The organism is Microbacterium sp. AR7-10, from assembly GCF_001878835.1.
Lineage (GTDB): Bacteria > Actinomycetota > Actinomycetes > Actinomycetales > Microbacteriaceae > Microbacterium > Microbacterium commune.
The window spans coordinates 14,620-39,903 of sequence record NZ_MJIR01000035.1 but is presented as its reverse complement, the minus strand read 5'-3'; the positions used below and the strand labels follow the sequence as shown (position 1 = coordinate 39,903).

Sequence of the window (25,284 nt, the reverse complement as noted above, 5' to 3'; positions counted from 1 at the left end):
CGCAGCCCTCCGAGGAGAGCTGCGGCCTTCCGCATCCGCTCGCGCGTCAGCCGACGGTCAGCGCCGTCTTCAGCAGGGCGACCTGCTCGGTGGCGTGCACCTTCGACGAGCCGGTGGCCGGCGACGCCGCAGCCGGACGCGTCACCGCGTGGAACGGGCGGGGGCCGGGCACCTCGGCGAACTGCAGCGCCAGGAACGGCCAGGCACCCTGGTTCTCGGGCTCGTCCTGAACCCAGACCAGCTCGGCGTTCGGGTACGAGTCGGTGATCGCCTTCAGCTCGTCGATCGGCGTCGGGTACAGCTGCTCCAGCCGCACCAGCGCGATCTCGGGGTTCGGGTTCTTCTCGAGCTCGCTGCGCAGATCCCAGTGGATCTTGCCGGAGTGCACGAGCACGCGCGTGACGGCGCTGCGGTCGAGACCGCGGTCGTCGTCGATCACCGGCTCGAAGCGGCCGGCGGTGAAGTCCTCGACCTCGCTGGTCGCACCGCGAAGACGCAGCATCGCCTTCGGGGTGAAGACGATCAGCGGCTTGCGCGGACGGGCGTACGCCTGGCGGCGCAGCAGGTGGAAGTACGACGCGGGCGTCGACGGGCGCGCGACGTACATGTTCTCCTGCGCGCACAGCTGCAGGAAGCGCTCCATCCGTGCGGAGGAGTGGTCGGGGCCCTGACCCTCGTACCCGTGCGGCAGCAGCATGACCACGCTGGACTGCTGGCCCCACTTCTGCTCGGCGGCCGAGATGTACTCGTCGATGACCGACTGGGCGCCGTTCGCGAAGTCGCCGAACTGCGCCTCCCACAGCACCAGTGCGTCGGGGTTCTCGACCGAGTAGCCGTACTCGAACCCGAGCGCGGCGTACTCGCTGAGCAGCGAGTCGTAGACGAAGAAGCGGCCCTGGCTGTCGGACAGGTTGGCCAGTGGCAGCCACTCCTGTCCGTTGCGCCGGTCGTGCAGCACCGCGTGCCGCTGCACGAACGTGCCACGGCGGGAATCCTGTCCGGCGAGACGCACCGGCGTTCCCTCGACCAGCAGCGATCCGAAGGCCAGCAGCTCGCCGAAGCCCCAGTCGATGCCGCCCTCACGGCTCATCGTCACACGCTTGTCGAGCTGCTGCTGCAGCTTGGAGTGGACGGTGAAGCCGTCCGGCTTGTTCGCGTGCGCGTCTCCGATCAGGTGCACCACCTCGAGCGGCACGCCGGTGACGTCGGGAGCGCCCACCTGCGCATCGACCGGCGGCAGGTCGGGGGCGATCGGCGTCGCTCCGGTCTCGGCAGCGTGCGTCTCGGCGAAGGCGATCTCGAGGCGGTTCTGGAAGTCCGCCTTGGCCTGGTCGTACTCCTCCTCCGTGATGTCGCCACGGCCGACGAGGCCGTCGGTGTACAGCTTGCGCACCGACCGCTTGGCCTGGATGAGGTCGGTCATCAGCGGCTGCGTCATCGACGGGTCGTCGCCCTCGTTGTGACCGCGGCGGCGGTAGCAGACCAGGTCGATGACGACGTCGCGGTGGAAGCGCTCGCGGTACTCGAACGCCAGCCGCGCGACGTGGATGACCGACTCGGGGTCGTCGCCGTTCACGTGGAACACCGGAGCCTGGATGGTCTTCGCCACGTCGGTGGCGTACACCGACGTGCGCGAGTCCGTCGGCAGGGTGGTGAAGCCGACCTGGTTGTTGACCACGATGTGCACGGTGCCGCCGGTGCGGTAGCCGCGCAGCTGCGACATCTGCAGGGTCTCGACCACCACGCCCTGACCGGCGAAGGCCGCGTCGCCGTGCACGAGGATCGGCAGCCAGGCGAAGGTGCCGATCGGCTTGCGGTCCTGCTTCGCACGCACGATGCCCTCGAGCACGCCGTCGACGGTCTCGAGGTGCGACGGGTTGGCGGCGAGGTAGACGGGCAGCTCGGCACCGTCCTCGGCGACGAACGTGCCCTCGGTGCCGAGGTGGTACTTGACATCGCCCGAGCCGCGCTGGTTGCCGGGCGTCAGCGATCCCTCGAACTCGCGGAAGACCTGGCCGTACGTCTTGCCGGCGATGTTGGTGAGCACGTTGAGGCGGCCGCGGTGCGCCATGCCGATGGCCGCGCCGTCGAGGCCGGCGTTCGCCGCACCCTGCAGGATCTCGTCGAGCAGCGGGATCAGCGACTCGCCACCCTCGAGCGAGAAGCGCTTCTGCCCGACGAACTTCGTCTGCAGGAACGTCTCGAAGGCCTCGGCCTCGTTGAGCTTGCGCAGCACGCGCAGCTGCTCGTCGTGGTTCGGCTTGACGTACTTGACCTCGAGCTTCTCCTGGAACCACCGGCGCTGCTCGGGATCCTGGATGTGCATGTACTCGATGCCGAGGGTGCGGCAGTACGAGTCGCGCAGCACGCCGAGGATGTCACGCAGCTTCATCACGCGCCGGCCGCCGAAGCCGCCGGTCACGAACTCGCGGTCCAGGTCCCAGAAGGTGAGCCCGTGGCTCTCGATCTCGAGGTCGGGGTGCGAGCGCTGCACGTACTCGAGCGGGTCGATGTCGGCCATCAGGTGACCGCGCACCCGGTAGGAGTTGATCAGCTCCTGCACGCGCGACTGCTTGTCGACGCGCTCCGCCAGGTCGACGGCGATGTCGGCGTTCCAGCGGATCGGCTGGTAGGGGATACGCAGCGACGCGAAGATGTCCTCGTAGAAGCTGCGCTCGCCGATCAGCAGCTCGTGCACCTTCTTGAGGAACTCGCCCGAGCCGGCCCCCTGGATGACGCGGTGGTCGTAGGTGCTGGTGAGCGTGATGGTCTTGCCGATGCCCAGCTCGGTGAGCGTGCGCTGGCTCGAGCCCTGGAACTCGGCCGGGTAGTCGAGGGCGCCGGCGCCGATGATGCAGCCCTGGCCCTTCATCAGACGCGGCACGGAGTGCACCGTGCCGATGCCGCCCGGGTTGGTCAGCGAGACCGTGGTGCCGGCGAAGTCGGCGGCGGTCAGCTTGTTGCTGCGGGCGCGGGCGATGAGATCCTCGTAGGCCGACAGGTACTCGCCGAAGGTCATGGTGTCGGCGCGCTTGATGCTCGGCACGAGCAGGGCGCGGGTGCCGTCGGGCTTGGGGATGTCGACGGCGATGCCGAGGTTGACGTGCGCGGGCGCCACGACCGACGGCTTGCCGTCGACCTCGGCGTAGAACACGTTCTGGCTCGGGAACTCCTTGAGCGTGCGGATCAGCGCCCATCCGATGAGGTGGGTGAAGCTGACCTTGCCGCCGCGGGTGCGTGCCATGTGGTTGTTGATGACGATGCGGTTGTCGATCATCAGCTTCGCGGGGATCGTGCGCACGCTCGTCGCCGTCGGCACCGACAGCGACTGGTCCATGTTGGCTGCGAGGGTCTTCGGCATGCCGCGCAGCGGCGTGACGCGCTCCTCCTCGGCGGGCGCCTCGTCCTTCGCCTCGCGCTTGGGCGCCTGAGCGGGGATCGGCGCCTGCTTGGCGGGCTTCGCCGTCGTGCGCGCGACCGGCTGAGCGCCGATCACGGGGATGGGAGCGGTGACGGGGTGCGCGGGTTCCGCCGGCGCATCGCCGGCAGGCTGAGCCGCGGCATCCGGCGTGTACTGCTCGAGGATCGGCCACCACTCCTTGTCGACCGAGTTGCGGTCCTTCTGGAACTGCTCGTAGAGCTCATCCACGAGCCAGGAGTTGGCTCCGAACCCCCCGTCGCCACCGACGCCGGTCACCTGGTTCGACACGCTCTATCGCCCTCTTTCGTCGCTGAAGCTCTCGTGCCACCCGTCGCCGAATGCAGCGCCAGGGTCGCACTTGCGTAACAGTCATCAAGCCTAACGCCAAACGGATTCCGAATCGCCCGCGCCGCTGACCGTTTCGCCCCATCCGGCACAGCCGCATTCTGTAAGATCGGGCGAACTATGGACGACCCTCCTTCTTGCAGTACACCGCCCCACTGCCCGCTCCTCGAGGGACTCGAGGGACACAGCTGATGGAATTCCTGCTGTTGGGCGTGGGGCTGCTGCTCATCGTGGGGACGGGCCTCTTCGTCGCCAGCGAGTTCGCTCTGGTCAACCTCGACCGGGCGGAGCTCGAAGCACGTCAGGCGAGGGGTGAATCCCGCCTCAGCCTGACGATCCGCGCACTGAAGATCACGTCGACCCATCTGTCGTCAGCGCAGCTGGGCATCACGCTGACCACCCTCCTGACCGGATACACGATGGAGCCCGCCATCTCGAAGCTGCTCGCGCCGCTTCTCGACGCGTGGGGCATCCCGGATGCCGTGGCGACGCCCGTCTCGGTGACGGTGGCGATGCTCATCGCGACCTTCCTCTCGATGATCCTGGGCGAGCTCGTGCCGAAGAACTTCGCGCTCGCGCTACCGCTGGCCACGGCGAAGCTGGTGATCCCGTTCCAGACGGCGTTCACGGCCGTCTTCAAGCCCGCCATCGTGCTGCTCAACGGCAGCGCGAACGGGGTGCTGCGCAGCATCGGCATCGAGCCGAAGGAGGAGCTCTCGGGATCACGGAGCGCCGAGGAGCTCTCCTCGCTGGTGCGCCGCTCCGCGAGCCAGGGGGTGCTCGAGAAGGACACCGCGACGCTGCTCGATCGGAGCCTGAACTTCGCCCGCCTCACCGCCGACGACATCATGACGCCGCGGCCGAGCATGCACGCCATCTCGGTGGGCGACTCGGCTGACGACGTGATCCGCCTCGCCAGGCGCACGGGCCACAGCCGCTTCCCGGTGTACGACGACGACCTCGACGACATCACCGGTGTCGTGCACGTGAAGGCCGCCGTGTCGGTGCCGCGCGAGAAGCGCGCCGAGGTCCCCGTCGGCGCGCTGAGCACCGAGCCGCTGCGGGTGCCCGAGACCGTGCACCTGGACGTGCTGGTCGCCGAGCTGCGCACCAAGGGGTACCAGATGGCCGTCGTGGTCGACGAGTACGGCGGCACCGCCGGGATCGTCACGCTCGAGGACCTCATCGAGGAGATCGTCGGCGAGGTGTCCGACGAGCACGACCGCTCCCGCGCGGGCATCGTGCGCCGCGTCGACTCGATCACGTTCCCCGGTGAGCTGCGTCCGGACGAGCTGCGCTCGCGCACGGGGATCGAGGTCCCCGAGGGCGAGGTCTACGACACCGTCGCCGGCTACATGATGAGCCTGCTCGAGAGGCTCCCGGTGATCGATGACGAGGTGCGGATCGACACCGGCGTGCTGCGCGTCGTGCGGATGGACGGCCGGCGCATCGACCGCGTCCGCTACACCGCCGACCCGGCCGCGGACGCGATGGAGGAGGAGCGATGAGCGACTGGGCAGGACTGGTATGGCTCGTCGTGCTGCTCGCCGCGAACGCCTTCTTCGTCGGCGGCGAGTTCGCCGTCATCTCCGCGCGCCGCTCGCAGATCGAGCCGCTCGCCGAACGCGGATCCAGGGCGGCGAAGACCGCGCTGTACGCGATGGAGCATGCCACGCTCATGCTCGCCACCTCGCAGCTGGGCATCACGATCTGCTCGCTGCTGATCCTGAACGTGTCGGAGCCGGCGATCCATCACCTCCTCGAGGTGCCGATGCACGCCCTCGGCTGGGATCCGGCGGTGATCTCCGTGAGCGCCTTCGTGATCACGCTCGCGCTCGTGTCGTTCCTGCACGTCGTGTTCGGCGAGATGGTGCCGAAGAACCTCGCCTTCTCGATCCCCGACCGCGCCGTGCTCATGCTCGCGCCCCCGCTGGTCTGGGTGTCGCGCGTGTTCCGCCACATCATCTGGGCGCTGAACGGCATCGCGAACGGCGTGCTGCGCCTGTTCGGCGTCGAGCCGAAGAACGAGGCGGCCTCGACGTTCACGCTCGAGGAGGTCGCGACGATCGTCGACCGCTCGCGGCGCGAGGGCGTGCTCACCGACTCGTCGGGCGCCGTCGCCGCGGCCGTGGAGTTCACCGACAAGAAGGCACGCGACATCGCCGTGCCGCTCGCCGACCTCATCACGCTGCCCGAGACGGCCACCCCGGAGGACGTCGAGCGGGCGGTCGCGCGCTACGGCTTCTCGCGCTACGTGATCGTCGACGACGAGCAGACGCCGATCGGCTACGTGCACCTGAAGGACGTGCTTCGCGTGGCGGAGGGGCCCGAGCCAGACGAGAAGATCTCCCAGCCGCTGCCGGCCAAGCGCATCCACCACATGCTGCCGGTGCAGGAGGAGACCGACCTCGAGGACGCCCTCGCCTCGATGCGCCGAGCCGGGCGTCACCTCGCCAAGGTGCGCGACCGCTCGGGCGCGACCACCGCGGTGCTCTTCCTCGAGGACATCCTGGAGGAGCTCGTCGGCGAGGTGCAGGACGCGACTCGCCGCGGTCACGGACGCTGATCCGAGCCTGACACGCGCCGGCCCCGGCAGGTCATCCCTGCCGGGGCCGGCGTGCGACGTTCAGCGCCAGTGCGCTCGCCGGTACTGCGGCGGCCAGGGCACCTCGGCGCCCAGCTCGTGGGCGGCGCGCAGCCCGAAGTGCGGATCGCGCAGCCACTCCCGGCCCGCGAAGATCGCGTCGGCGGCGCCCGAGGCGAGGACCTGCTCGGCCTGCTCGCCGCTGGTGATCAGCCCGACGGCGGCGGTGGGCACGCGGCCTCCCGCGCGCACGGTCTCCGCGAACGGCACCTGGAAGCCGGGGCGGTAGTCGATCCGCGGTCGCGCGACGATGCCGCCGCTCGACACGTCGACGAGGTCGGCACCGGCATCCATCGCCCAGACGGCCACCTGCGCGGCCTGCTCGGGAGTGAACCCGCCCTCGGCGTAGTCGGTGGCCGAGAGTCGCACGAAGACCGGTGTCGCGGCGCCGGCGACCGCGCGCACCCGCTCGACGATGCGCAGGAGCAGGCGGGCGCGGTTCTCGAGCGGCCCGCCGTACTCGTCGTCGCGCACGTTCGACAGCGGCGAGAGGAACTCGTGCAGCAGGTAGCCGTGCGCGCCGTGCACCTCGAGCGCGTCGAATCCGGCATCCAGGGCGCGTCCGGCGGCGTCCGCGAACGCGTCGACGATCCGGTCGATGCCGGCCGCGTCCAGAGCCGCCGGAGGGGCGTACCCGTCGAACGCGATGGCGGAGGGGGCGACCGTGGGCCAGCCGCCGTCGGCGACCGGCACGGTGCCGTGCTGGTCGGCCCACGGCCACCAGGTCGAGGCCATCCGCCCGGCGTGGGCGAGCTGGATGCCGATCAGACCGCCGCGCTCGTGGGCATCGTCGACGACGAGGGCCCAGGCGTCGCGCTGCTCGTCGTTCCAGATGCCGGTGTCGCGCGGCGAGATGCGTCCTTCGGGAACCACGCCGGTCGCCTCTGCGACGATCAGCCCGGCGCCGCCGGACGCGAACTGCGCCAGGTGCGTGCGATGCCAGTCCTGCGGCACGCCGTCGACGGCGCTGTACATGCACATCGGCGACACCCACAGCCGGTTGGGCAGGGTGAGGGAGCGGATGGTCAGGGGCGTGAAGAGCAGGGGAGTGGGAAGTGTGGTCACACCACGACGCTAACGCCAGGACGCGGGGGCAGGGCGCGCTACCGTGGTGTTCATGCTGCGGGAGTGGACCAGAGCCGACACCAGCGAGCTGCTGCGCGTGCCGACCGCTGACGACGACAAGTACTCGCGCGGTGTGGTGGGCCTGCGCACCGGCTCCGCGTCGTACCCCGGCGCCGCCGTGCTCGGGGTCGAGGCGGCCTGGCGGGCCGGGGCGGGGTACGTGCTGTACACCGGCGGCGCGCGCGATGCCGTGCTGGCCCGGCGGCCCGAGACCGTCGCCAGGGATGAGGCCGGACGGACGCGGGTGGGCGCATGGGTGATCGGCTCCGGGACGGACGCCGAGCACCGCGACGAGCACGAGCGCACGGCGCTCGAGGAGATCCTGCGCGGTGATGTCGCGGTGGTCGTCGACGCGGGCGCGCTGGATCTGGCTGCACACGCGACCGCCCCGATGGTGCTCACACCGCACGCCGGCGAGTTCCGGCGGCTGCGCGCCGGGCTCGGACTCGAGGACGTCGACCTCGCCACCGAGGACGCCCGCGTCGCGGGGGTGGTCGAGACGGCATCGCGGCTCGGTGCGACCGTGCTGCTCAAGGGCTCCCGGACCGTGATCGCCGGTCCCGACGGCGAGCCGATCGTCATCGGCGACGCCCCGGCGTGGCTCTCCACCGCCGGTTCCGGCGATGTGCTGGGCGGTGTCATCGGCGCGCTCATCGCCGCCGATCCCGCCCGCACCCTGGCGGTGTCGGCGGCGGCTGCCGTCTGGCTGCACGGGCGCGCGGCGGCACGGGCATCCGGAGTCGCGGGCGGATCATCGGCAGGGGGTCGGGCGGCCGGGCATCCGATCGTCGCGCTCGACGTCGCCGAGGCGCTGCCCGGCGCCATCGGCGAGCTGCTGTCATGACACCGGGGCCGCAGAGGTGACGTCGCGACCCTGGGCGGTGTGGGCGGCGTTCCTCCTCGTGCACGCGGGGGTCGCGGCGGCCGGATGGCTGCTGCCGAGCCAGCCCATGGGAGATGTGGTGCTCGTCTACCAGCCGTGGTCGCAGGCCGCGCTCGACGGCGACGCGATCGTGGGCATCACCGAGAGCTGGGTGTACCCGCAGCTGGCGCTGCTGCCGATGCTGGCCGCCCATCTGCCCGCGCTGCCGTTCGTCCCGCTGCTGGGGGCGCCGGGGGCGTATCTGGTGGGCTGGGCGCTGCTGGTGACCGCGTGCGACGCGCTCGGTCTCGTCGTGCTGCTTCGCGGCGGAGGTTCCGGCCGTCGCTCGGCCGCGTGGTTCTGGGTCGCTGCGATGCTGCTGCTCGGCCCGATCGCGATGTACCGGATCGATGCGATCACCGTGCCGCTCGCCCTGGCGGGGGGACTGTGGCTGGTCTCGCACCCGCGTCTGGGTGCGGCCGCCCTCGCCGTCGGCGTGTGGATCAAGATCTGGCCTGGTGCGCTGCTGGTCGCGGCGATCGCCGCCGGCCGGCGCGGTCTGCAGCTCGCGGTCACCGCGGTCGCGGTCTCCGCCGCCATCGCCGCGGCACTGCTGACCCTGGGGGCCGGCGAGCGGCTGCTCGGATTCATCACCGCCCAGACCGGCCGGGGGCTGCAGATCGAGGCGGTCGCCGCGACGCCCTTCCTCTGGGCGGCGGTCGCCGGCGAGGCGCGCATCGAGTACAGCTTCGACATCCTCACGTTCCAGATCGAGGCGACGGGGGCGGCAGCCGTCGCCGCCGCGACGACGCCGGCGATGGTGGTCGCCGTGATCGGCATCCTGGCGCTCGGGGCTCTTCGCGCCCGTCGAGGTGCCGCGTGGCCGCGCCTGCTTCCCCCGCTCGCGCTCGCCCTCATCGCCGCACTGATCGTCACCAACAGGGTGGGCTCGCCGCAGTTCACCACCTGGCTCATCGCTCCCGCGATGCTGTGGATCGTCTTCGACCGCCAGCGCGCGCACACGGCGACCGCCCTCGTGCTGCTGCTGTGCGCCCTGACGTTCTGCATCTACCCGCTCACCTACGACGGCCTGCTCGCCGCGCACCCCGTGCCGGTGCTGCTGCTGAGCGTTCGCAATGCCATGCTCGTGGTGACGCTCATCGTGGCCGTGCGTGCGGTGCTGCAGACGCCCACCGCGCGTCGCTGACGTGTTCGACCACGCAACAACAGGAGGAACCATGCTCGTCGCATTCTCCGTCGCCCCTTCCGGCGACGCCCGCTCGAGTGACTCGGTGCACGACGCCGTCGCGGCCGCGGTGCAGGTGGTGCGCGAGTCCGGTCTCGCGCACCGCACCACCAGCATGTTCACGGAGATCGAAGGACCCGACTGGGACTCGGTGATGGACGTGGTCAAGAGGGCCACCGAGGCCGTGATGCCGTTCGGATCCCGTGTCTCGCTCGTGCTCAAAGCCGACATCCGTCCCGGCTACAGCGGCGAGCTGGATGCCAAGATCGAGCGCCTCGAGAGGGCCATCGACGCATCGGCCGACCCTGAGGCGACCGGCCGGTAACATGGGCGGGTGACTCCCTCGAATCTCTCGAGGGGGGCGGCGATGAGGGCGCTCCTCTCCCTCGCCGTCGGCAGCTTCGGCATCGGCATGACCGAATTCGTCATGATGGGCCTGCTGCCCGAGATCGCCGAAGACCTGCTGCCCGACCTCTGGGCGGTGAGCAGCGAGCAGGCGATCGGTCAGAGCGGTGTGCTCATCTCGCTGTACGCGCTCGGCGTCGTGATCGGCGCGCCCACCATCGCCGGAGCCGTGGCGCGCTTCTCGCGGCACCGGGTGATGCTGGTGCTCGCGATCGCGCTGACCCTCGGCAACGCGCTCACCGTGGTGCTGCCGGGCTTCGGACTGGTCGGCGCCTCGAGACTGCTGGCCGGGCTGCCGCACGGGGCGTACTTCGGCATCGGCGCGCTCGTCGCGGCCGACGTGCTCGGCCCCGGCAAGCGCGCACAGGGCGTCGCGTTCATCCTCACCGGGCTGACCGTCGCGAATGTCGTCGGCGTGCCGGTGGGCACCTATCTGGGGCAGCAGTGGGGCTGGCGCACCGCGTTCCTCGTGGTGACCGGTGTGTTCGCCCTCGCGGCGGTGTGCATCGCGCTGTTCGTGCCCCCGCACCCGGGAGACCCCGGCCGGACGCTGCGCTCGGAGCTGAGCGTGTTCCGGGTCCCGCAGGTCTGGCTGACACTCGGGATGGGGGCGATCGGCTTCGGCGGATTCTTCGCCGTGTACAGCTACATCTCCCCGCTGGTGACCGAGGTCGCCGGCGCTCCGCAGTGGGTCGTTCCGGTGACCCTGGTGCTGGTCGGGGTGGGGATGACCGTCGGCAACCTGGCGGGCGGGCGCCTGGCCGACCGCGACCTGCGTCGCACCCTGGTCTGGGGCCTCGCCGCGCTCGCCGCGGTGCTCGTGCTGCTCGCCCTGCTGGCGTTCTCGGTGGTCGCGCTGATCATCACCGCCACGCTCGTCGGCGCGATCGCGGCGGTGCTGAGTCCGGCGATCCAGACCCGCCTGATGGATGTCGCCGGCGACAACCAGTCGATCGCGGCGGCGCTGAACCACTCCGCGTTGAACATCGGAAACAGCCTGGGGGCGTTCCTGGGCGGTGTGGCGATCTCGCTCGGCTTCGGCTTCACCGCACCGGAGTGGGTGGGGGCGGTGCTCGCCGCGCTCGGGCTCGGGATCGTGCTGCTCGCCTACCGGGCGCAGTCGTCCGCACCGGTGGCGGTGGCGGCGGGGCGCGAGCACTAGAGTTTCCGGCATGGATGCCACGATGCGCGTCGCCGGCACGGCCGTCGTCCTGCGCGACGGTGCGGACGGTCTGGAGGTGCTGCTGCTGCGCCGCCCCGCCACCGGGTCGTTCCCCGGCGCCTGGGTCTTCCCCGGCGGGCGCGTCGACCCCGATGACGAGCGGGAGGGCGGCGGCGAGGAGGGTGCGGCGCTGCGCGCGGCCGTGCGCGAGACCCGCGAGGAGGCCGGCATCGGCATCCGCGATCTGGTGACCCTCTCCCGGTGGGTGCCGCCGGCGGAGACGCCGGTGCGGTTCCGCACCTGGTTCTTCCTCGCTCGAGAGAGCGGGGAGCGGCTGCGACCGAACCCGGGCGAGATCGAGGAGGCGGTCTGGATGACGCCCGCTCGCGCGTTCGAGCGGCACGCGACGGGGGAGCTCACGCTCTTCCCGCCGACATGGGTCACGCTGCATGCGCTGCGGGAGCACCCCACCGTGAACGACGCCTGGGCGGCGGTCAGCGCTGTCGCGCGCTACGAGACGCGGATGCAGCGGCTCGAGCGCGGGATGCGCGCTCTGTGGGCGGGGGATGAGGAGCATCCGGACGAGCCGGGTGCTCCGGGGGCGCGGCACCGGCTGACCATGAGCGACCTGCCCTGGGTCTACGAACGCGACTGACCGGCGTTCCGGGTCGGGTCACGACGCGAGCAGACGCTCCAGGTGCGCGCCGACCGGTTCCGTCTCGATGAGGAAGCCGTCGTGTCCGAAGTCGCTGGTGAGCACGACGGCCTCGTCGTCGATGAGGTTCGGGATGCTGCGCGCGATGCGCTGCTGTCCGTCGACGGGGAACAGGCGGTCGGTGTCGATGCCCAGCACGAGGGTGCGCGCGGTGACCGTGTGCAGCGCCTGCTCGACCCCACCGCGGTCGCGGCCGATGTCATGCGAGTTCATCGCCTCGACGACCGTGATGTAGCTGTTCGCGTCGAAGCGGCGGGTGAACTTGTTGCCGTGGAAGTCCAGGTACGACTCGACCGCGAAGCGTCCGCCGCGTCCGAGAGGCGACACATCCGACTGCCAGGAGCGCTGGAACCGCTGGTTCAGCTCGATGGGGCTGCGGTAGTTCAGCAGCGCCATCCGCCGCGCCAGCGCGAGGCCGCGGTGCGGGCCCTCGCCGAGGGCGGCGTCGTAATACTCGCCGCCGGCGAAACGCGGATCCATCCGCACGGTCTCCAGCTGCACGAAGTTCAGGGCCAGCTGGTCTGCGGTGGTCACCGGGGGAGAGGAGAGCACCGCCAGGCGCTCGACGCGCTCGGGCTGCATCACCGCCCACTCCAGCGCATGCATGCCGCCCATCGAGCCGCCGATCACGGCCGCCCAGCGTTCGATGCCGAGGGCGTCGGCGAGGCCGATCTGCGCCGAGACCTGGTCGCGGATGGTGAGATACGGGAAGCGGGATGCCCATTCCCGACCGTCCGGGGCGATGCTCGCCGGTCCCGTCGAGCCCTGGCATCCGCCCAGCATGTTCGGGGCGAGGACGAACCACCGGTCGGTGTCGATCGCCGACCCGGGGCCCACGATGTCCTCCCACCATCCGGCGGTGGGGTGACCGGCGCCGGCCGGGCCGCGCGCGTGGCTGTCGCCGGTGAGGGCGTGCAGGATCAGGACGGCGTTGTCGCCCGCCTCGTTCAGCTCGCCCCAGCTCTCCCACGCCAGGCGGGTGGCGGGCAGCAGCTGACCGTTCTCGGTGCGGAAGTCGCCGAGGAACGTGAACCGTCGCCCGCCCGCGGGGTCGCCGTCGCGCCAGGCGCCGGTCGCCGGGGGTCGCGCGCGGAGCAGACGCACATCGGCCTCGGTCACCGGAGCCGACGGCACCGTGTCCTCTGAGGTCGTCTGCCAGTCCATGCGTCCATTCTCACCTGTGCGCCTGTCGGCCCGCGGCAGGTTACGGGTGGGCGGTTCGCTGCCACGCACGGATGCCCCGGACCGAACGGTCCGGGGCATCCGGGTGCGCAGCGGAGAGACTCAGGCGCGAGCGGCCTCCGCGACGCGACGCGCGGCGTTCAGCGCGCTGTCGAGGTCGGCCTTGAGGTCGTCGATGTTCTCGATGCCCACCGAGAGGCGCACCAGGCCGGGGGTGACGCCGGCCGAGAGCTGCTGCTCGGGCGACAGCTGCGAGTGCGTGGTCGACGCGGGGTGGATGACGAGCGAGCGCACGTCGCCGATGTTGGCGAGGTGGCTGAACAGGCTCAGGCTGTTCACGAACTCGCGACCGGCCTCGACACCGCCCTTCAGCTCGAACGACAGCACCGCGCCGACGCCCTTGGGGGCGTACTCGTTGGCCTTCGCGTACCAGGGCGACGAGGGCAGACCCGAGTAGTTCACCGAGGCGACGTCGTCGTGGTTCTCGAGCCACTCGGCGATCTCCTGGGCGTTCTGCACGTGTCGCTCGATGCGCAGCGACAGGGTCTCGATGCCCTGGATGAGGTTCCACGCGCTCTGCGGCGAGATCGCCGATCCGAGGTCGCGCAGCAGCTGCACGCGGGCCTTGATGATGTACGCGAGCCCGTCGCCGACCGCGGTCGTGTACGAGGCGCCGTGGTACGAGGGGTCGGGCTCGGTGAGGCCGGGGAACTTGTCGACGTGCTGCGACCACGCGAAGGTGCCGCCGTCGATGATCGCGCCGCCGATGGTGGTGCCGTGGCCGCCGAGGAACTTGGTGACCGAGTGCGTGACGATGTCGGCGCCGTGCTCGAACGGGCGGATGAGGTACGGGGTGGCGATCGTGTTGTCGACGATCAGCGGCACGTCGTGCTCGTGGGCGACGTCGGCGACGCCGCGGATGTCGAGCACGTTGATCTTCGGGTTGCCGATCGTCTCGGCGAAGAACAGCTTGGTGTTCGGACGCACGGCGGCGCGCCACTCGTCGAGGTCGTCCTGGTTCTCGACGAAGGTGACCTCGACGCCCAGCTTGGCGAGGGTGTACTTGAAGAGGTTGTACGTGCCGCCGTAGATGGCGCTGGATGCCACGAAGTGGTCGCCGGCCTCCGCGATGTTCAGGATCGCGAACGTCGATGCCGCCTGGCCGCTCGAGAGCACGAGGGCTCCGGTGCCGCCCTCGAGCGCCGCGAGGCGCTGCTCGAGCACATCCTGCGTCGGGTTCTGGATGCGGGTGTAGATGTTGCCGAACTCGGCCAGCGCGAACAGGTTCGCGGCGTGGTCGGCGTTGTCGAACACGTACGAGGTGGTCTGGTAGATCGGCGTCGCACGCGCTTTGGTGACCGGGTCGGGCGCGGCGCCCGAGTGGATCTGCTTGGTCTCGAAGCGCCAGTTCTCGGCTGCGGTCATGACGTGCTCCCAGGGTTCGGGTCGTGGGGTCGTTCGGCTGGATGCCTGGAAGCGACACTACGAAGCCGCGCGCCGGCCGACAACCGACGGGAAATGTTACGTAACACAGCGCGATGACGGGATATGGCCGTGGTTGCGCATACGGTGGAGGACATGGTGATCAGACGTGCCGTGGTGACCGGAGCCAGCTCGGGTATCGGAGAGGCGACCGTGCGCGTGCTGCGCGCGCAGGGGTGGGAGGTCGTGGGTGTCGCGCGGCGGCCGAAGCGCCTTGCGCGGCTGGCAGCCGAGACCGGCGCATCGACCATCGCGTGCGATCTGACCGATCCGGATGCCGTCGCCGCGCTCGTCGCCGAGCTCGACCGCACCGGTCCCGTGCACGCGCTCGTGCAGGTGGCCGGCGGCGCTCGAGGCACCGACAGCGTCGAGCAGGGTTCCATCGACGACTGGCAGTGGATGTACGACGCCAACGTGCTCACGACGCAGCGGCTCGTGGCGGGCCTGCTTCCGCTGCTGCGCCGGGCCGCGGCTGCCGACGGCCACGCCGACACGGTGTTCGTGACCTCGACGGCCGCGCAGAGCGCGTACCCGGGCGGCGGTGGGTACAACGCAGCCAAGGCGGCGGAGTCGATGCTCGTGAAGGTGCTGCGCCAGGAGCTGCACGGCGAGCCGATCCGGGTGGTCGAGGTCGCGCCGGGCATGGTGCACACCGAGGAGTTCGCGCTCAACCGCCTGGGCGGAGACGTCGCTGCAGCAGAATCGGTCTACGACGGGGTCGCCGAGCCGCTGATCGCGGATGACGTCGCCGAGCTCATCGCCTACGCGCTGAACGCGCCGCGGCGGGTGAACCTCGATCTGGTCACGATGCGTCCGCTGGCACAGGCCGCGCAGCATCTGCTGGCACGCGGCACGCTGCACGTGCGCACCGACGACTGATGCGCCGCACGCTCGCCGAGCTCGCCGAGGACGGCTCGATCGACCCCGGCTGGGCACAGGCTCTCGAGCCCGTGCAGCCGCTCATCGCCGAGCTGGGCGACCGGTTGCGAGCCGAGCAGGCAGCGGGACGCGGCTATCTGCCGTCAGGGGACGACGTGCTGCGCGCCTTCCAGTGCCCGCTGGCCGATGTGCGGGTGCTGATCACCGGACAGGACCCGTATCCGACCCCCGGTCACCCGATCGGCCTGTCGTTCGCCGTCGACCGCGACGTGCGCCCGCTGCCGCGCAGCCTCGCCAACATCTACCGGGAGCGCGCCGACGACCTCGGCCTGACTCCGCCGCCGCACGGAGACCTCACGGCGTGGAGCGACCAGGGCGTGCTGCTGCTGAACCGCGTGCTCACCGTGCGCCCCGGCGCACCGGCATCCCACCGCGGGTGGGGATGGGAGAAGGTGACAGAGCACGCGATCCGCGCGCTCGTCGCCCGCGAGCAGCCCCTGGTCGCGGTGCTGTGGGGGAAGGATGCCGCGGCGCTGAAGCCGCTGCTCGGACAGACGCCCACGGTCGAGTCCGCGCATCCGTCGCCGCTGTCGGCGCGCCGGGGCTTCTTCGGCTCCCGACCGTTCTCCCGAGCGAATGCGCTGCTGGAATCCCTGGGCGCCCGACCCGTCGACTGGCGTGTGACGGGGGAGGCGTGAGCGAGCTGCGGGTGCGTCCGGTCGCGGATGCCGATCTGCCGGCGATCCGCGACATCTACAACCACTACGTGCGCTCGTCGACGGTGACCTTCGATGAGGTCGAGTCGACTGTCGCCGACTGGGAGGGCAAGGCCGCTCGGATCGCCGACGCGGGCATCCCGTTCCTCGTCGCCGAGACGGCGGAGGGGGAGCTGCTCGGGTACGCGCTCGGAGTTCCCTGGTCGGCGAAGTCCGCCTACCGCTTCACGATCGAGAATTCCATCTATCTCGCGCCCTCGGCGGCCGGCCGGGGAGTGGGCTGGGCGCTGCTGGCCGTCTTCCTCGACCGATGCCGGGATGCCGGGCTGCGCCAGGTCATCGCCGTGATCGCCGACCGCGGAGCCGAGGCGTCGACCGCACTGCACCGCAAGGCGGGCTTCGTCGACGCAGGGCGCCTCACGGAGGTGGGGGAGAAGTTCGGGGAGCGGCTGGGCGTGCTCTTCCTGCAGAAGGCGCTGTAGACGACGCGTGCACTCGCCGCCGGACCTCCCGGACGGGGCGGGCCGCCGGGAAGGGCCCGGTCACACCGACGGGATGACCGGCACGGCCGCGAGCAGGCGCTTCGTGTACTCCTGCGCCGGGTGCTGCAGCACCGCGGACACCGTCCCGCGTTCCACGATGCGGCCGTCCTTCATGACCGCGACGGTGTCGCTCAGGTGCTGCACGAGTCCGATGTCGTGCGAGACCGTGATCATCGTCAGGCCCTCCTCGACGCGCAGCCGGGAGAGCAGGGCGAGGATCTGCGCGCGCACGGTGACATCGAGCGCCGACATCGGCTCGTCGCCGACGAGGATCCGCGGTCGGTGCACGATCGCCCGTGCCAGGGCGATGCGCTGGCGCTGCCCGCCGGAGAACTCGTGCGGATGCCGGTCTGCCATGTCGGCGTCGAGTCCGACCTGCACGAGAACGTCCCGAACCCGCGCACGATGGTCGCCGGCGATGTCGAGTGCCCAGAGCGGCTCTCCGATGATCCGCCCGACGCTCATGCGCGGATCCAGCGATGCGTACGGGTCCTGGAACACCAGCCCCGTGTCCCGGCGCAGCCAGTGCAGCGACCTGGCGCTCGCCGAGGAGTCGACGTCGCGTCCGGCGACCCGCACCCGACCGGTCGACGGACGGTCGAGAGCGAGCAGCAGGCGCACGAGAGTCGACTTGCCGGAGCCGGATTCGCCGATGAGTCCGAGCGATTCGCCCTCGGCGACCTCGAGATCGGTCGGGTGCAGGGCGATGCTCGTACGCGGCCGGTCGAACATCGTGCGCCGTCGCACCCGAAAGCTGCGGCTGAGACCCTCGGCGACGATGAGTCCGCGGTCGGCGTGCGCGGGCGAGCTCATGATCCCGGCTCCTCGTCGCGGGCATCCGCTCGCCACAGCGTCGCCGTCGCGTCGCGCAGCAGCGCCTGGGTCACCGGCGACGCCGGCGAGCGGAGCAGCGTCGAGATGGGCGCCTGCTCGACGACCCGACCGTGCTCGAGCACGACGGCGTCGGTCGCGACCTGGGAGAGCACGGCGAGGTCGTGGGTGATGAACACGAGCGACATGCCCTGGTCGGTGACGAGGCCGAGCAGCAGCTTGAGCACCTCGGCCTGGATGGTCACGTCCAGGGCCGTGGTGGGCTCGTCGGCGATGAGCAGCCGCGGGCGGCAGGCCAGCGCCATCGCGATGGCCACCCGCTGCCGCTGACCGCCGGACAGCTGATGGGGGTACCGGTCGACGATCGACGCCGGGTCGGGCAGCTGCACCCGGGCCGCTTCGGCGACGGCACGCTCGCGCGCCTCACGTCGGCCGATCCTCTCGTGGATGCGCACGGACTCGGCGATCTGCCTGCCCACCGTGCGGATCGGGTTGAGGGCGGTGCGCGGCTCCTGGAAGACCATGCCGATCTCGTCGCCGCGCAGGCGGGCGAGATCGCGGTCGGGCATCCCGACCAGCTCGACGCCGTCCCAGCGGATGCTGCCGCTGACCCGCGCATCCTCGGGTAGCAGCCCGAGGATCGCCAGCGCGGTCACCGACTTGCCCGAGCCGGACTCGCCGATCAGTCCGAGCCGCCGGCCGTCGGCGACCGTGAACGAGACGCCGTCGACCACGCGTCTGCCGTCGAGCTCGACGACCAGCGATTCGACCTCGAGAGTCATGCCACCACCTCCGGGACGTGCAGCTGCGCCGAGCGGCGTGAGAGCGTCGGGTCGGTCGCCTCGCGCAGCGCGTCGCCGAGCAGGTTCAGACCCAGCACGGTGAGGGTGATGGCCAGGCCCGGCCAGACGACGGTGAGCGGATGCACGCCGATGTAGCGCTGCAGATCGGCCAGCAGCGTGCCCCAGGACGCCTCGGTGAGCGACGCGCCGAATCCGAGGTACGACAGTCCCGCCTCGGCGAGCACGGCGACCGCCATCGACCACGACAGCTGCACGATGAACACCGGGGCGATGTTCGGCAGCAGGTGGTGCAGCAGATTCTGGCCGGCGCTGAGTCCGGATGCCCGACCCGCGAGCACGAAATCGCTCTGCTGCACGCGCCGCAGCTCGGGGCGGGTGACGCGGGCGATGCTCACGCCGAACCCGATCCCCACCGCGAAGACGACAACCCACAGCGACCCGCCCCAGACGGCCGAGATCATCATCGCGATCATCAGCACGGGGAAGGCGATGAGGATGTCGACCAGCACCGCGATGCTCTCGCGCAGCCACCTCGCCGTCAGCGCCCCGAGGGCGGCCAGCGATACGCCGACGAGGGTGGCGACGATCCCTGCCCCGACGGCGACGAAGGCCGTCGTGCGGGCGCCCGCCATGATCAGGCTGAGGATGTCCCGTCCGGTGCCGTCGGTGCCGAGCAGGTGCGGCCAGCCGGGCGGCGCCCAGCGCCCGCGCACGTCGGAGAGCATCGGGTCGAACGGCGTCCAGAACACCGAGACGGCCGCGGTCAGCGCGATCGCGCTCACGACGAGCACGGCGAACCTGCCCGTCCACGACGACAGCAGCGCACGCAGCCAGCGGGGCATCAGCTCTCCTCCGCTCTCTGTCTCGGATCGACCGCACGGTGCACGAGATCGACGACGAACCCGATGATCAGCACGAACCCGGTGAGCACCAGCAGCTCGCTCTGCACCTTGACCAGGTCGCGGGTGCCGACGTCGGCTACGAGCATCCGGCCGATGCCGGGCAGCGTGAACAGCTGCTCGATGACGACCGAGCCCACCACGATCCCGGCGACCTGCACCCCGAGCACGGTGACGATCGACAGGCCAACGGCGGGCAGGCCGTGGCGGATGAGCGCCTGACGGCGGGTGAGCCCCTTCGCCGCCGCGGTGCGCACGAAGTCCTGTCCGGCAGCCTGCAGGGTGGCGCTGCGCACGAAGCGCATGAGCATCGCGCCCTCGACGATGCCGATCGTGAGCGCGGGAAGCAGCAGCGACTGGAAGGCCTGGGCGGGCGTGGCCCATCCGGAGCGGGGGAAGCCCTGCGCGGGCAGCCAGTCGAGCCCGTGTGCGAAGACGACGACCAGCATCATCCCGGCCCAGATCACGGGAACGGCGGCGAGCGCCTGTGCCGCGAAGCTGAGGGCGGTTCCGCCCGCCCGCCCGCGCAGCAGGGCGGATGCCACGCCGAACGGCACCGCGATGAGCAGGGCGATCGACAGGGCCATCAGGCCGAGGGGGATGGTCACGCGCGACTTCTCGACGAGCTCGGCCCCGACCGAGGCGCCGCTGAGCTGCGAGACGCCGAGATCGCCGCGCAGGATGCCCGCGATCCAGTCGCTGTACTGCGCGAGCAGCGGCTTGTTCAGGCCGAGGGATTCGCGCAGCGCCTCGACGGTCTGCGGGTCGGCCTGAGTGCCCGCGATGAGCTGCGCGACATCCCCGGGGAACACCCGCAGGGTGAGGAAGATGATCGCGCTCGACACGAGGAGCCCTGCGATCAGCAGGACCCCCCGAGTGAGCGCGTAGCGGATCACTCCGCGGACTTCGTCACGCCGGCGAGGTCGATGCGCGAGTTGATCGAGTCGGTCGGGAAGCCCGACACGGCGGCGGTGTGCGCGGTGAGCGTGGCGCCGTTGTACAGCCAGTCGGCCGCGTGGTCCTCCGAGACGATGCGCGCAGCCTTCTTCAGCAGCTCCGCGGACTTCTTCGGGTCGGTCTCCGTCTGCGACTGCGCGTACAGCTTCTGCACCTCGGCGTCGTCGTATCCGAAGTAGTAGTCGGGATTGGCGAAGTTCACGAAGTCACGCGGCTCCACGTGCAGCACGAAGCTGAGCTCGTAGTCGTGGTTCGTGTACACGTCCTCGAGCCACGTCGGGAATTCGACGCGCTTCACCTCGAGCGACACGCCCACCTTCGCGTAGTCGGACACGAGCACCTGAGCAGCCGTCGTGCCGTAGAACGACGGGATGGTGAGGGTGAGGTCGAGCTTCTCGTGACCCGCCTCCTTCAGAAGCGTCTTCGCCCGCGCGGGATCGTAGGGTGCCACGTCGCTGAGGTCCTCGTACCCCGGGTCGAGCTCGGGGATCGGCCCGTAGAGCGTCTGACCGGCGCCGATCGCCTCGACCAGCGCCTCGTGGTCGACGGCGAGGCGCAGCGCCTCGCGCACCCTCACGTCATCGAGGGGGGCCTTGCGGTTGTTGAAGGCGAGGGTCGCCTTGTCGGTGGTGCGACCGGTCGTGATCGTGAAGTCGCCGGTGTCCTCGAGCTGCGAGACGAGGTTCGGGTCGACGGCGGTGAGCACGTCGAGCGTGCCGTCCAGTGCCGCATTGACCCCGGCGGTGAAGTCCGGGATGTACTCGAACACGACTTCGCCGATCGTCGCCTTGTCTCCCCAGTACTCGTCGTACCTGTCGAAGGTGATGGCGCTGCCCTTGGCCCAGCGATCGAGCACGAACGGCCCCGTGCCGTTCTCGTCGTTCTTCAGATCGGTCGTGTCGCCGTTCTTGAACACGAGACCGGCGGGGCCGGTGAGGGTGAAGAGGAAGTTCTGGTCGGGCTGCGTGAGGGTGATCCTCACCGTCTGCGCGTCGGGAGCCTCGATCGAGGCGACGCCGGCGAACTCGGCGTTGCCCTGCACACTGGCATCCGTCCTGACCGTCTCGTACGAGGCGACCACGTCGGCCGAGGTGAGCGGGGTGCCGTCGTGGAAGGTGACGCCCTCGTTGAGGGTGAAATCGTAGGTCAGCCCGTCGGCCGACACCTCGTACGCGCTCGCCAGGCGCTCCTCGATGTCGTTCTCCTGCGTGCGGGTGACGAGCCCCTCGTAGATGTTGTCCACGAGCACCTGCTCGAGGGCGGCGCCGCTGGTGTGCCGGATGTCGAGGTTGGTCGGCTCGAGCACGAGTCCGACGGTGAGGGTCGCGTCGGGGTCGGCCGGAGCGGAGGCCGTCGGCGTCGGCTCGGCGGCCGGCGTGCAGGCGCTGAGCGCGAAGACGCCGGCGGCGAGGAGGCCGAGCGCGGCCGATCCGGCGGTGAGCCTGGTGGGGGAAGCAGACAAGGGTCGTCCTCTCGAAGTGGTGCGGGGCGCGGTCAGCGCGTCTCGCTGGTCAGAGCGCCGGTCACGATGGCGGCGAGTGAATCGGGGGCCGTCTCCTGGACGTTGTGTCCGGCGTCCACGGTGATGACGGCGGCTGCGGGAAGGTGCTTCCGGAAGGCGGCGACATCGGCGTCGCCCAGGAAGCCGCGCTCACCGCGCACGAGGGTGACGGGGGCGGCGACGGCGGCGAGCTGCGTCCACCGCGCGCCACCGGATGCCGCCTGCTCATTCTTCAGCGAGTCGAACGCCGATGCGATGATCCGCGAGAAGTGATGCTTCCACTCCACGCGACCGTCATCGCGCACACGCGTGTTGAAGAAGACCCCGCGTTCGGTGTCGGCTCGGCTGCCGCCGAAGCCGAACGCCTGAGCGCGGTCGACCGCCTCGTCGCGCGAGGCGAAGTCGGTGACCGCGTAGAAGTCGCGCAGCACCGCCGGCGCCGCATCGGTGTCGAGGCCGGGGACGATGTCGACCAGCACCAGCTCGCGCACCCGCTCCGGATGCTGGGCTGCCACCACCTGGGCGGTGAGCCCGCCCAGCGAGTGGCCGACGAGGATCTGCGGGCGCGGTGCCCAGTGAGCGAGAGCGTGAGCCACGTCGTCGGCGAGCACGGCGGGGGAGTAGTCGAGGTCGTCGCGCCACGACGAGTCGCCGTGACCGGCGAGATCGATCGCGATCGCCGGGCGGCCGAGCAGCAGCGCGACCGCGTCCCAGGTGTGCGCGTTCAGGCCGGCGCCGTGCAGCAGCGTCACCTCGGGGTCGCCGAGGCCGAATCGCAGAGCGCTGAGAACCCGTCCGTCGGGAAGGGTGATCGCGATACGCTCGGCGTGGGGCACGTCGGTGCCGAGGGTCTGCGCCTGGGCGGGCAGATAGCGGAACTCGCTGGTGTCTTGGACCACGGCCATATTCTGCTCTTGCGGCGCCGCCTCGGAGAAATGCCGGATCATTGTGCATGACTTAGGTCTTCATTAGACTGCTGATTGCTCAGTCAGAGCGAATTTAACTGGGCGGATTGTACTCGGACGGTTTCCGTCGCCCGTGCGCGCCGCGCGTAGGCTGGAGGGATGAGAATGCCCCTGACCGGAGTGCGCGCATGAGTGCGCTCGAGGTGGGCGGCGTGGCGAATCTCCGCGACGTCGGCGGCATCGTCGCCGGCTCCTCGCGGGTGCGCTCCGGAATGCTTCTGCGCTCCGGCCACCTCGCACACCTCACGGCCGACGGTCGGGAGGTGCTCGCGCAGCGTGTGCGACACGTCGTGGATCTCAGGGACGACGCCGAGGTCGAGCGCGAACCGTCTGCGCTCACCGGGGTGCCTGTCACCCGCATCCCGCTGTTCCTCGGATCGGTCGGATCGTTCTTCGCGCTGAACATGGACCTCGCCGCGATGTACCGTCACCTGATCGACGAGTCCGCGCCCCGGCTCGTCGACGCGGTGCGCGTCATCGCCGCCGGTGAGCCGACGCTCGTGCACTGCACCGTCGGCAAGGATCGCACCGGCGTCACCGTCGCCCTGGCGCTCAGCGCGGTCGGCGCAGATCGGGATGCCGTGATCGCCGACTACGCGCTCACGGCCTCCCTGCTGCCTCGCGAGCGGAACCGGGCGGTCGTGCAGTACCTGCGGGCGCACCTGCCGGACGCGACGAATGCCGTGCAGCTCGCGACCGAGTCGCCCGCTCCCGTGATGGCGGCGCTGCTTAACGAGATCGACGAGCGCTACGGATCTGCGGCCGCCTATCTCCGCGATGCGGGTATGAGCGACGACGAGCTGCACGCGCTCGCGAATGCTCTTCTCGAGTGACCGTTCGTGGACTGAGGTTAGGCAACCCTACATCGGTGGTAAAGTGAATCCATCATGGGCACCACGCAGACGCACGCAGGCAGCCGCGCCGCACGCCGGGCATCCCGTCGACCGCAGGTCCAGCACCTGATCACGGCAGATGAGTACTCGCTCGCCGACCTCGAGCTCGCCCTTGCCACGCTGCCGATGTGCGCGGTCGGACGCGTCTTCATCGAGGTGCCCGAGGCCTCTGACATCGGTGTGATCACGGCGCCGCCGCGGATGACCGTGACCTGGCTCGCGCGCACCCGCAGAGGTGCCCGGCCGCGCGCGACAGGGGAGGCCCTCCGTCGCGCGGCGATCGCGTGGGCGGACGAGATGCTCTGCGACGAATCCGGTGCCGGCCTGCGCACCGAGGTCATCCTGCTCGGCGGCTGGCTGAGCACCGTCGACATCGTCGACCACCTGACGAATGTCCGCGACGTGCCCGCGGAGGCGATCCACGCCCCGTCGCGCTACGGTCTCTTCTCCGACTGACCTGTCCCGCGCGCACGCGGAACGTAGCCGCCGTCCTCGAGGCCCGCTTCGATCTCGAACCTGTTGCGAAGCGGGTTGCGCCCTGCGAGCAGGTAGAGCACGGGCATCAGGAACCCGTATCGGCGCCACTGGCGCTTGTGCACGGCCTCGTGCCTGAGCACCGCGTCCGACGGGTCGCGGTCGCCGGTGAGGAAGCATCCGCCCACGCAGACGCCGCCTCGCGCGAAGGCCCAGGCCGGCAGGCCGCGGAACACCCAGAGCCCCTCCCGGCGCTGCACCCGTCCCGTGCTCCACAGCGAACCCCACACCCACCCGACGGCGGTGCCCCAGGCGTAGCCGAGACCGCTGATCGGCGAGTCCAGCAGCAGGCTCGGCAGCAGCCGGTCGATGCGACGCCCGCGCTCGAGTGCCCGATCCGCGTCGGCGCGCCACGAGGTCGTCATGCCACCGCGCCGATCAGACGAAGGATCGCACCGAGATCGAGCACGGCGTCGGCCGGACTGCGCGGTGCGAAACCGGCGATGGTCGCGCCGGCGAAGGGCACCTCCTCGCGCAGCCGCCGCAGCGCGGCGGCCAGATCGGCGGCAGTCACGCCGAACGGTGCGGCTTCGGATACGCCTTCGAACTCCGCGGGGTCGAGCACGTCGACGTCGATGTGCACCCACACCCGCCGCGCACCCGTCGCGCGCACCGCCGCGGAGACGGCGCTCGGATCCCCCAGGCTTCCTGGGGAGAGCAGGGTGACCCGGTCGAGGGCATCCCGCTCGGTGTCGTCGATGGAGCGAGCGCCGAGCAGGATGACGCGCTCGGCGGGGATGCCAGGCGAGAGGGCGAGCTGCGGCTCGCCCTCTCCCATCACCGCCCGCAGCGCCATGCCGGCGAATGCGCCGGAGGGCGACGTCGGCGCATCGTTCAGGTCGGGGTGCGCGTCGCACCACAGCACCGCGAGATCCGAGGTGTCGATCGCCGACAGGGCGAAGGCGCTCACGCTGCAGTCGCCGCCGACCACCACGGTGTGCTCGGCGGTGGCGGCCAGCTGCTCTGCGACGAGCTCGCGGGTGCGCAGCAGGGCGCTGAGGCGACGGATGCCGGTGCCGAGCGAGTCGCCGGCCTCGAGCGGCACGTCCAGCGTGGTCGTGTCGCGACGCGGCAGGTCGTCGGCGATCGCGGCGGCGCCGTCGATGAGCAGCATGGCGCGGGTCGACGGCGAGCCCTGCCACTGCGGGACGATCAGGAAACGGGTCATGGTCTCT

General features: G+C 70.8%; 24 protein-coding genes. 12 read left to right on the top strand and 12 right to left on the bottom strand.

Features of this window, described 5'->3' with window-relative positions:
* Positions 1–46: 46 nt before the first annotated feature.
* A complete protein-coding gene (locus BFN01_RS03055) occupies positions 47–3,709 on the bottom strand; it encodes a multifunctional oxoglutarate decarboxylase/oxoglutarate dehydrogenase thiamine pyrophosphate-binding subunit/dihydrolipoyllysine-residue succinyltransferase subunit (protein ID WP_071641436.1) in 3,663 nt (1,220 codons plus the stop codon).
* Between the two features lie 248 nt (positions 3,710–3,957).
* On the opposite strand from BFN01_RS03055, the gene BFN01_RS03050 reads away from it, so the two are divergent.
* Positions 3,958–5,274, top strand: coding sequence for a hemolysin family protein (locus tag BFN01_RS03050; RefSeq protein WP_071641434.1), 1,317 nt, complete (start codon positions 3,958–3,960; stop codon positions 5,272–5,274).
* Positions 5,271–6,332, top strand: a complete 1,062-nt coding sequence (locus tag BFN01_RS03045; RefSeq protein ID WP_071641432.1) for a hemolysin family protein — start codon at positions 5,271–5,273, stop codon at positions 6,330–6,332. The genes BFN01_RS03050 and BFN01_RS03045 overlap by 4 nt, the downstream gene beginning before the upstream one ends.
* A 60-nt stretch (positions 6,333–6,392) precedes the next feature.
* Here the strand turns inward: BFN01_RS03045 and BFN01_RS03040 are convergent, their stop codons facing one another.
* Positions 6,393–7,475 carry an NADH:flavin oxidoreductase/NADH oxidase gene (locus BFN01_RS03040; RefSeq protein ID WP_071641430.1) on the bottom strand — a complete coding sequence of 361 codons (1,083 nt, stop codon included), beginning with the start codon at positions 7,473–7,475 and terminating at the stop codon, positions 6,393–6,395.
* Between the two features lie 52 nt (positions 7,476–7,527).
* Here BFN01_RS03040 and BFN01_RS03035 point away from each other — a divergent pair, with 52 nt between their 5' ends.
* From BFN01_RS03035 to BFN01_RS03015, 5 genes are read left to right on the top strand one after another with little or no spacing between them, the layout of a single operon-like run.
* Positions 7,528–8,379, top strand: coding sequence for an ADP/ATP-dependent (S)-NAD(P)H-hydrate dehydratase (locus BFN01_RS03035; RefSeq protein WP_071641530.1), 852 nt, complete (start codon positions 7,528–7,530; stop codon positions 8,377–8,379).
* A gap of 16 nt (positions 8,380–8,395) precedes the next feature.
* Positions 8,396–9,604, top strand: coding sequence for a hypothetical protein (locus BFN01_RS03030; RefSeq protein WP_083428612.1), 1,209 nt, complete (start codon positions 8,396–8,398; stop codon positions 9,602–9,604).
* Between the two features lie 31 nt (positions 9,605–9,635).
* Positions 9,636–9,968, top strand: coding sequence for a thiamine-binding protein (locus BFN01_RS03025; protein ID WP_071641427.1), 333 nt, complete (start codon positions 9,636–9,638; stop codon positions 9,966–9,968).
* 42 nt (positions 9,969–10,010) lie between these two features.
* Entirely contained in the window at positions 10,011–11,210 is a 1,200-nt protein-coding gene (locus BFN01_RS03020; protein WP_083428611.1) for an MFS transporter, read from the top strand.
* Between the two features lie 10 nt (positions 11,211–11,220).
* The gene (locus BFN01_RS03015) at positions 11,221–11,865 is read left to right on the top strand and encodes an NUDIX domain-containing protein (RefSeq protein ID WP_071641424.1); all 645 of its coding nucleotides are present in this window, start codon (positions 11,221–11,223) and stop codon (positions 11,863–11,865) included.
* 18 nt (positions 11,866–11,883) lie between these two features.
* On the opposite strand, the gene BFN01_RS03010 is transcribed toward BFN01_RS03015, so the two are convergent.
* Positions 11,884–13,089 carry a homoserine O-acetyltransferase gene (locus BFN01_RS03010; protein WP_071641422.1) on the bottom strand — a complete coding sequence of 402 codons (1,206 nt, stop codon included), beginning with the start codon at positions 13,087–13,089 and terminating at the stop codon, positions 11,884–11,886.
* A 120-nt stretch (positions 13,090–13,209) separates the two neighbouring features.
* Positions 13,210–14,532, bottom strand: a complete 1,323-nt coding sequence (locus tag BFN01_RS03005; protein ID WP_071641420.1) for a bifunctional o-acetylhomoserine/o-acetylserine sulfhydrylase — start codon at positions 14,530–14,532, stop codon at positions 13,210–13,212.
* Positions 14,533–14,685: 153 nt separating this feature from the next.
* Between BFN01_RS03005 and BFN01_RS03000 the strand changes: the two genes are divergently transcribed.
* From BFN01_RS03000 to BFN01_RS02990, 3 genes are read left to right on the top strand one after another with little or no spacing between them, the layout of a single operon-like run.
* Entirely contained in the window at positions 14,686–15,468 is a 783-nt protein-coding gene (locus BFN01_RS03000; protein WP_177243790.1) for an SDR family oxidoreductase, read from the top strand.
* Positions 15,468–16,166, top strand: coding sequence for a uracil-DNA glycosylase (locus BFN01_RS02995; RefSeq protein ID WP_071641416.1), 699 nt, complete (start codon positions 15,468–15,470; stop codon positions 16,164–16,166). Before BFN01_RS03000 ends, BFN01_RS02995 begins: the two co-directional genes overlap by 1 nt.
* Positions 16,163–16,666: a GNAT family N-acetyltransferase gene (locus BFN01_RS02990; RefSeq protein ID WP_071641414.1), complete on the top strand. Its 504-nt coding sequence runs from the start codon at positions 16,163–16,165 to the stop codon at positions 16,664–16,666. Before BFN01_RS02995 ends, BFN01_RS02990 begins: the two co-directional genes overlap by 4 nt.
* A 60-nt stretch (positions 16,667–16,726) precedes the next feature.
* Here the strand turns inward: BFN01_RS02990 and BFN01_RS02985 are convergent, their stop codons facing one another.
* From BFN01_RS02985 to BFN01_RS02960, 6 genes are read right to left on the bottom strand one after another with little or no spacing between them, the layout of a single operon-like run.
* A complete protein-coding gene (locus tag BFN01_RS02985; RefSeq protein ID WP_083428610.1) occupies positions 16,727–17,539 on the bottom strand; it encodes an ABC transporter ATP-binding protein in 813 nt (270 codons plus the stop codon).
* Positions 17,536–18,339 carry an ABC transporter ATP-binding protein gene (locus tag BFN01_RS02980; RefSeq protein ID WP_071641412.1) on the bottom strand — a complete coding sequence of 268 codons (804 nt, stop codon included), beginning with the start codon at positions 18,337–18,339 and terminating at the stop codon, positions 17,536–17,538. The genes BFN01_RS02985 and BFN01_RS02980 overlap by 4 nt, the downstream gene beginning before the upstream one ends.
* Positions 18,336–19,202 (bottom strand): ABC transporter permease, encoded by an 867-nt coding sequence (locus tag BFN01_RS02975; RefSeq protein WP_071641410.1) that lies wholly within the window; start codon positions 19,200–19,202, stop codon positions 18,336–18,338. Before BFN01_RS02975 ends, BFN01_RS02980 begins: the two co-directional genes overlap by 4 nt.
* The gene (locus BFN01_RS02970; RefSeq protein WP_071641408.1) at positions 19,202–20,155 is read right to left on the bottom strand and encodes an ABC transporter permease; all 954 of its coding nucleotides are present in this window, start codon (positions 20,153–20,155) and stop codon (positions 19,202–19,204) included. Before BFN01_RS02970 ends, BFN01_RS02975 begins: the two co-directional genes overlap by 1 nt.
* Entirely contained in the window at positions 20,152–21,678 is a 1,527-nt protein-coding gene (locus BFN01_RS02965; RefSeq protein WP_071641407.1) for an ABC transporter substrate-binding protein, read from the bottom strand. The genes BFN01_RS02970 and BFN01_RS02965 overlap by 4 nt, the downstream gene beginning before the upstream one ends.
* Positions 21,679–21,710: 32 nt before the next feature.
* On the bottom strand, positions 21,711–22,622 hold the full coding sequence (locus BFN01_RS02960; protein WP_071641405.1) for an alpha/beta fold hydrolase: 912 nt from the start codon (positions 22,620–22,622) through the stop codon (positions 21,711–21,713).
* Positions 22,623–22,810: 188 nt separating this feature from the next.
* Between BFN01_RS02960 and BFN01_RS02955 the strand changes: the two genes are divergently transcribed.
* Both BFN01_RS02955 and BFN01_RS02950 read left to right on the top strand, forming a co-directional pair.
* A complete protein-coding gene (locus BFN01_RS02955; RefSeq protein WP_071641403.1) occupies positions 22,811–23,515 on the top strand; it encodes a tyrosine-protein phosphatase in 705 nt (234 codons plus the stop codon).
* 54 nt (positions 23,516–23,569) lie between these two features.
* Positions 23,570–24,031 carry an SIP domain-containing protein gene (locus BFN01_RS02950; RefSeq protein ID WP_071641401.1) on the top strand — a complete coding sequence of 154 codons (462 nt, stop codon included), beginning with the start codon at positions 23,570–23,572 and terminating at the stop codon, positions 24,029–24,031.
* Here the strand turns inward: BFN01_RS02950 and BFN01_RS02945 are convergent.
* Together BFN01_RS02945 and BFN01_RS02940 are read right to left on the bottom strand one after the other, a co-directional pair.
* Positions 24,010–24,474 (bottom strand): Fe-S oxidoreductase, encoded by a 465-nt coding sequence (locus BFN01_RS02945; RefSeq protein WP_071641399.1) that lies wholly within the window; start codon positions 24,472–24,474, stop codon positions 24,010–24,012. The genes BFN01_RS02950 and BFN01_RS02945 overlap by 22 nt on opposite strands.
* Positions 24,471–25,277, bottom strand: a complete 807-nt coding sequence (locus BFN01_RS02940; RefSeq protein WP_071641397.1) for an arginase family protein — start codon at positions 25,275–25,277, stop codon at positions 24,471–24,473. Before BFN01_RS02940 ends, BFN01_RS02945 begins: the two co-directional genes overlap by 4 nt.
* Positions 25,278–25,284: the final 7 nt, after the last annotated feature.

What these genes read in the sequence shown, in the direction of transcription:
- BFN01_RS03050 (WP_071641434.1), top strand. Translation starts at nt 3,958, where the DNA reads ATGGAATTCCTGCTGTTGGGCGTGGGGCTGCTGCTCATCGTGGGGACG.
- BFN01_RS03045 (WP_071641432.1), top strand. Translation starts at nt 5,271, where the DNA reads ATGAGCGACTGGGCAGGACTGGTATGGCTCGTCGTGCTGCTCGCCGCG.
- BFN01_RS03035 (WP_071641530.1), top strand. Translation starts at nt 7,528, where the DNA reads ATGCTGCGGGAGTGGACCAGAGCCGACACCAGCGAGCTGCTGCGCGTG.
- BFN01_RS03025 (WP_071641427.1), top strand. Translation starts at nt 9,636, where the DNA reads ATGCTCGTCGCATTCTCCGTCGCCCCTTCCGGCGACGCCCGCTCGAGT.
- BFN01_RS03020 (WP_083428611.1), top strand. Translation starts at nt 10,011, where the DNA reads ATGAGGGCGCTCCTCTCCCTCGCCGTCGGCAGCTTCGGCATCGGCATG.
- BFN01_RS03015 (WP_071641424.1), top strand. Translation starts at nt 11,221, where the DNA reads ATGGATGCCACGATGCGCGTCGCCGGCACGGCCGTCGTCCTGCGCGAC.
- BFN01_RS03010 (WP_071641422.1), bottom strand. Translation starts at nt 13,089, where the DNA reads ATGGACTGGCAGACGACCTCAGAGGACACGGTGCCGTCGGCTCCGGTG.
- BFN01_RS03005 (WP_071641420.1), bottom strand. Translation starts at nt 14,532, where the DNA reads ATGACCGCAGCCGAGAACTGGCGCTTCGAGACCAAGCAGATCCACTCG.
- BFN01_RS03000 (WP_177243790.1), top strand. Translation starts at nt 14,686, where the DNA reads ATGGTGATCAGACGTGCCGTGGTGACCGGAGCCAGCTCGGGTATCGGA.
- BFN01_RS02995 (WP_071641416.1), top strand. Translation starts at nt 15,468, where the DNA reads ATGCGCCGCACGCTCGCCGAGCTCGCCGAGGACGGCTCGATCGACCCC.
- BFN01_RS02985 (WP_083428610.1), bottom strand. Translation starts at nt 17,539, where the DNA reads ATGAGCTCGCCCGCGCACGCCGACCGCGGACTCATCGTCGCCGAGGGT.
- BFN01_RS02980 (WP_071641412.1), bottom strand. Translation starts at nt 18,339, where the DNA reads ATGACTCTCGAGGTCGAATCGCTGGTCGTCGAGCTCGACGGCAGACGC.
- BFN01_RS02975 (WP_071641410.1), bottom strand. Translation starts at nt 19,202, where the DNA reads ATGCCCCGCTGGCTGCGTGCGCTGCTGTCGTCGTGGACGGGCAGGTTC.
- BFN01_RS02960 (WP_071641405.1), bottom strand. Translation starts at nt 22,622, where the DNA reads ATGGCCGTGGTCCAAGACACCAGCGAGTTCCGCTATCTGCCCGCCCAG.
- BFN01_RS02955 (WP_071641403.1), top strand. Translation starts at nt 22,811, where the DNA reads ATGAGTGCGCTCGAGGTGGGCGGCGTGGCGAATCTCCGCGACGTCGGC.
- BFN01_RS02950 (WP_071641401.1), top strand. Translation starts at nt 23,570, where the DNA reads ATGGGCACCACGCAGACGCACGCAGGCAGCCGCGCCGCACGCCGGGCA.
- BFN01_RS02945 (WP_071641399.1), bottom strand. Translation starts at nt 24,474, where the DNA reads ATGACGACCTCGTGGCGCGCCGACGCGGATCGGGCACTCGAGCGCGGG.
- BFN01_RS02940 (WP_071641397.1), bottom strand. Translation starts at nt 25,277, where the DNA reads ATGACCCGTTTCCTGATCGTCCCGCAGTGGCAGGGCTCGCCGTCGACC.